Raw genomic sequence first — 5,245 nt, 5'->3', positions numbered from 1 at the left:
CACGCCCTGCACTGGCTCGAGTACGGATACCTCCAGGAGGGGCGCCGCTCCGAGGCCGGGCAGGCCCTCGCCGACATGGAGCGGGCGACGTCCCGCGATCCGTCGGAACGCGCGTGGGATCACCTCGCGTGGATGCGTGCGGCCGACATCGTCGACGCACCTCGGGATTCCCGCGCGGCCGACATCCGAATCCCCGAGGCGAAGCTGTCGCGGAGCGCCCGCGCCGACGACGCGTTCGCGACCGGTTTCGCCGCCCTGCGTCGGGGCGGGGACGCCGGGAAATCTCTCGCGTCGCTCGAGGAGCTCGCGAAGGAAGGCGCCGAGGGAAGGCACACGGCGATGTCGGAGACGATGGCGGAGATCGCCGGCATTCTGCGCGACGAGCTGTGGGGCGCGGCGCTCGCGCAGGAGGGCCGGACGGACGAAGCCGTCCGGCTCGTGGGCGAGGCCGCGGACCGAGAGGAGAAGATGCCCTACGGGTTCGGGCCGCCCGAGCCGGCGAAGCCCGCGCGCGAGCTTCTCGGCGAGCTGCTGCTCGCCGCCGGGAGAAAAGCGGACGCGCGCCAGGCGTTCGAGACCGAGCTCCGGCGCGCGCCGAAGCGGCGGCTGTCGCTGGCCGGCCTCAAGGCCGCGTCGGAATAAGCCCCGAACGGGCTCGCCGAGGTCGGATCCTTCGACGCGCGCTCGCGAAACTCGTGGCTCGCTCTCCGCGCGCACGAGAATGCGCGCTCCGTCCTCACTTGTGTTTGAAGGCCTGGATCTCCCGCTCGTGCTTCTCGGCGGCGGCGCGCGTCGCGAACGTTCCGAGGTTCCGGCGCTTGCCCGTCTTCCCGTCTTTCTTCCGCGAGTAGATTCGGTATTGCCCCGATTTCAGCTTCCGGATCATGACTTTCCGGGAAGCAATCGCGGTGCCCGCGCGCGGGAACGCCGCCCCGGCCGGACCCCGCTCAGGCGCGGGTGCAGCGGACGGGCTTCTTCGCGGGGAGGTTCCGGTTCGCGCAGCGCGCGACCGGGGGATCGGCGGGCCGGCTCGTGCACACCTCGCGGATCCCCTCGACGGACGCGAGAATCGAGTGGCGCAGGCGAGGATCCATGGGGGAGAGCACCGTTCCGGAGAGGACGCCGAGAGTCGCGGCGTCTCCCACGATTCGCGAAAAGCCGGAAGCGGCCCGGCCGAGGCATTCCCCGATCCGGAGGGCGCCGGTGACGGACGAGGCGACGCCGGAGGGGCTGAGTCCCCGGTTGTCGCCGTAGACGGTCGCGCCGAGGACGGCGAGGAGGGCGATCACGGCGATGCGACGCCGAACGCGACGGGGATCCGGAGAGCGGTTTTCCCGAGGATCCATGGCGTCCTCCTGCTCCTGATACGCGCGATCACGGCGGAGGTTTCCCGGCGACGCCCGTCTCCCGAAGAGGACAAAAAAAGCCCCGGCCGAAGCCGGGGCTTTCCGGGGCTCGTGAAGATCAGTAGCGGCTTCGCGAATACCCGCCGCGGGAAGCGCCGCCGGTCCGGTTCTCCATCGGACGGGCCTCGTTGACCGTGAGAGCCCGGCCGCCGAAATCCTGCCCGTTCAGGGCCGACATCGCATTGCGAGCTTCATCGTCGTTGGAGAACTCGACGAATCCGAAACCCTTGGCGCGGCCGGTCTCGCGGTCCGTGATGAGGCGAACCGACTCGGGCGTGCCGTATCCCGCGAAAAGATCGCGGATCTGGTCCTCGGTTGCGGTGAAGGGGAGATTACCCACATAGAGCTTCATGACAGTTCCTTTACCTGCCGGATCCAATCCGGCGTGAAATCGTTGCCGCAAAAACTTTCGGCGGGGACTCGCGGCAAGAGGACCCGACGTTTTCTTCTGGATCGTCGGATTCTGCTGCGAGAGACGGAAAGACGAGCGATCGAAGAAACGCCAGTATAGGGCAAAGCCCCGGAAAAATCAAGCGCCCGGGACCCGCTCAGGACTCGTCGGCCGTCGGGCCGTAGATCGGGGGCACGGGCACGTCGAGGAGCCGGAGGTACACGGCGAGCTGGCCCCGGTGGTGGTACGAGTGGTTGAGGAGCACGGCCCTCAGGAACGCGATCTTCGGAAGGTGCGCCATCGTCACCTCGCCGCGGCGGAAGCGGAACTTCCGGCGGAGGTCGTCGTCGGTCAAGGGGGAGAGCGCCGCGCGAGCGGTCTCGAGCCCTTCGGCGAACGCGGCGACGATGGCCTCCGGGGAGTCTGGGCGCGGCGGCTGGCGCACGACCATGACGTCCCCTTCGTCGTTCGGCGCCATCGCCGCGATCCTCGCCGGCAGCGCCGCGATGTGCCAGGCGAGATCGCCGGCCGAACGCGCCCGGGGGTGCGGTTTCCAGTCCAACCGGTCGAGGGGTACCCGGGCGAGGACCTTCTTCGTCGTCTCCCCCTCCCGCAGCATCTCGTCCACCATGGCATCGATGATCGGCATGACCCCTCCTTCCGGGAACGTCGTTCCGGACCCCGCAAATATCTCGCGGATCGCCCGCTCGCGGAAATCGAAGATCCTCCGGAGAGCGCGCCCGACCCAGATCGCGTGGACGACGCGGCCCAGGATGCCGAACGGCATCTCGTATTCGACCTCGTCGAGCATCTCGACGCCTCCGGGGACGGTCCGGAAGGAATGCCGGTGATTCCACGACCGGTACGGTCCCCGTTCCTGAGTATCCGAGAACGAGCGTCCCCGATCCCAGGTCGTGATTCGCGTCGTCCACGGAACCGGAATCCCGGCGAGCCGGATCGTGTACCGCAACCGGTCGCCCGCGCGGAGAGGCCGGTCGGGCGCTTCGACGATCCGGAACCGCATCGCGGGAGGCGTGAGCCGGGCGAGGTTCCTCGGATCGGAGAAGAACGCGAAGACCGCCTCCCGAGGCGCGGGCACCGGCGTCCGGCGGGCGAGATGCACGCGCCCTTCTTATCACCGGCGCGGGGATCCCCGCCCTCCGCCGCGCTAAGATCGCGACGTGGCCGTTCCCCCTCGCGATCGGCGGTTCGCGGAGTCCGCGGGCGAAGGCCGCCGGCCCGGAAGACGACCGGGCCCCCATTTCCTCCTGATGAGCCCCCGAACCCCGGCCAATTGCGGACTGGCGGCACGGGCGATCAAGAACTTCGGTTTCCGTTCGCTCGCGCTCGTGGCTCTTCCCGACAACGGCAAGGAGTACTTCGGCGACCACGCGCGCGGTGCCGCGTGGCGCGCCTGGGACGTGCTCTCGGAGGCGGACAGGCCGCCGACGCTCTCCGCCGCGAGCGGAGGGCTTCGGGTGCTCGTCGCGGTCGATCCCGATCCTCCTCCCGAGATCCCGAGGGTGTCTCTCGAGAGCGCGGCGGACCTCGCGCTCGCCGATCCCGACGGGACGGGATTCCTCTTCGGCCGGGAGAGCTCGGGGCTCACCCGCGACGAACTGATGTGGGCGTCGCACGCGCTGGTCCTGCCGACGGTCCCCGAATACGTCGACCTGAACGTGGCCCAGGCCGTGCTTCTCGTCGCCGCCGAGATCCATCGGACGGGGCTGCGCCGCGGAAGCCCGCCGGAAGCCGACCCCGCGCCGCCGCGCGCCCCGCATGCCGCGATCGAGAGGCTCGTTCGGCGCGCCGCGGTCTGGCTCCTCGCGATCGGTTACGCGCATCCGACGCGGCCCGGGTGGCGCCGCGCCCGCGGGCTGCTTCGGCTCCTCCTCCGCGCCGAGCCGCGGCCGCACGAGATCGCGCTGCTCCTCGGAGTGGTCGCCGACGCCGAAAGATCGCGGAGCGTCCGCGAGGGATCCGCGCCGGAATCCGGGGGAACGCTGCCCCCGTCGAAACCTCGAAGCCGCCCGGCCCCGCGTCCCTGAAGCGATCAGGGGTGCGCGATCCGCGACGGCTCGGGGGAGAGGACCGGGACGACCCGAAGGGGCGGGCGGCTCCCTCCCGGCGCGGTGAAGAACTCCGTCTGGGAACGGGAGGGCGGGCAGAGCGCATGCTTCGTTTCGACCCACCAGGCGGCGCGGCCCTGCGCCTCGACGTCGAGCGATCGCGTCTGCGCCGAGACTTCGCCGGCCAGGCGCGCGGGCGAGCCCGCGGACGAGAGCCAGACGCGGTAGCCGGTGATGTCCTGTCCTCCTCCGCTCCAGCTGAGCGTGACGACCCGGGTCGGCGTCGTCGCGTCGAGCGCCGGAGAGAGGAGCGCGGCGCGCGCCGGGAAGCAGAGGGGCGCGCCGACGAAGAGATCGTGATCGGCGAAGTCGGCGTGTCCGGCCCAGAAGGCGAGATTGAAGATCCGCGATTCGAGGAACCCGTACGAGACCGCGCCGTCCTTCTCCACGCGCACGATCGCGGTCACGTTCGAGCCGCCGAAGTGGTGGACGATCCGGCCGTCGGCGGAGAACGGACACCGCCCGACGAGGACCTGTCCTTTCGCGTCGGTGTGCAGCTGGAGGTCGGGCACGTCGTCGTAGTACTTGGTGATGAAGTGCCCGGCGACGCCCGTCGCCTGGTAGATGCGCACGTCGGCGTCGGGGATCGGGAGCCCGCCCGCCGTCCGGATCGTCAGCCGGTTCTGGGCGGGGAGGTCGTTCAGGAACGAGCCTTCGTTGTCCGGGTCGTTGAAGTTTCCTTCGATCGCGCGGTGGCCGGCGATGAAGTTCAGGACGATCGCGCTGTACCGGTCGAAGAACGAATAGTCCTGGTTCATCAGACCCTGTTCGGTCGTGAAGTGGACGTACTGGCCCGATGACGGCATCAGCGCCGATCCCGCGACCGGCGCGCCGTCCTCCGTGATCGCGACCTGACTTCCGTCGGAGCCGCCGGTCCAGACGTCCCAGCCGTAGACGTCGACGAGATAGCGTGCATGACCGAGCTCGTGGATGAGCGAGCCCGTGAGGTAGAAGGGATTCTGATCGCTCACCGTCGTGAGATCGGTGAAGTACGCCGTCTGGGCCGAGGGAAAGCCCCATTGCAGGTCGACGCTCCGATCGTCCTTGTTCGGGGTCGTCGAGCCGTTGGGCTGCCCGTCCATCTGCCCCTCGTTCGGAAGCGGGACGAGCGGCAGCGCGCCGTCGGGAACGACGACGATCTCGTCGATGCGGAAGCGGTCGAGAACGCCGTGCGGCGTCTCGGGGTAGATGGCGAGGGCGGCCATTTCATTCATCCGGTCGACGTGACGCTCGACCCAGTCTTCGAAGCTGTTGGCGCCGACGCCGAGGCTCGGCTGGTGGAGGCGCATGAAGTCGTACATTCCCTGCTCGACGTAGAA

The 5,245-nt window shown here is 69.6% G+C and carries 7 protein-coding genes; 2 read left to right on the top strand and 5 right to left on the bottom strand.

Annotation, left to right across the window (positions count from 1 at the left end; genetic code table 11):
* Nucleotides 1-642 (top strand): hypothetical protein (locus VFS34_01360; protein HET9793079.1); only part of this gene is annotated, 642 nt, incomplete at its 5' end.
* A gap of 94 nt (nucleotides 643-736) precedes the next feature.
* On the opposite strand, the gene VFS34_01355 is transcribed toward VFS34_01360, so the two are convergent.
* From VFS34_01355 to VFS34_01340, 4 genes are all read right to left on the bottom strand, one after another.
* Entirely contained in the window at nucleotides 737-886 is a 150-nt protein-coding gene (locus VFS34_01355; GenBank protein HET9793078.1) for a hypothetical protein, read from the bottom strand.
* Nucleotides 887-947: 61 nt separating this feature from the next.
* Nucleotides 948-1,346, bottom strand: a complete 399-nt coding sequence (locus tag VFS34_01350; GenBank protein HET9793077.1) for a hypothetical protein — start codon at nucleotides 1,344-1,346, stop codon at nucleotides 948-950.
* A 118-nt stretch (nucleotides 1,347-1,464) separates the two neighbouring features.
* Nucleotides 1,465-1,758, bottom strand: coding sequence for an RNA-binding protein (locus tag VFS34_01345; GenBank protein HET9793076.1), 294 nt, complete (start codon nucleotides 1,756-1,758; stop codon nucleotides 1,465-1,467).
* A 196-nt stretch (nucleotides 1,759-1,954) separates the two neighbouring features.
* The gene (locus VFS34_01340) at nucleotides 1,955-2,920 is read right to left on the bottom strand and encodes a DinB family protein (GenBank protein HET9793075.1); all 966 of its coding nucleotides are present in this window, start codon (nucleotides 2,918-2,920) and stop codon (nucleotides 1,955-1,957) included.
* Between the two features lie 148 nt (nucleotides 2,921-3,068).
* Here VFS34_01340 and VFS34_01335 point away from each other — a divergent pair, with 148 nt between their 5' ends.
* Entirely contained in the window at nucleotides 3,069-3,845 is a 777-nt protein-coding gene (locus tag VFS34_01335; protein ID HET9793074.1) for a TrmH family RNA methyltransferase, read from the top strand.
* 5 nt (nucleotides 3,846-3,850) lie between these two features.
* Here the strand turns inward: VFS34_01335 and VFS34_01330 are convergent.
* On the bottom strand, nucleotides 3,851-5,245 hold a 1,395-nt coding region (locus VFS34_01330), incomplete at its 5' end, for a hypothetical protein (protein ID HET9793073.1).

The organism is Thermoanaerobaculia bacterium, from assembly GCA_035717485.1.
GTDB lineage: Bacteria > Acidobacteriota > Thermoanaerobaculia > UBA5066 > DATFVB01 > DATFVB01.
The sequence above is the reverse complement of the archived record's forward strand: the minus strand, read 5'-3'. Positions and strand labels throughout refer to the sequence as shown.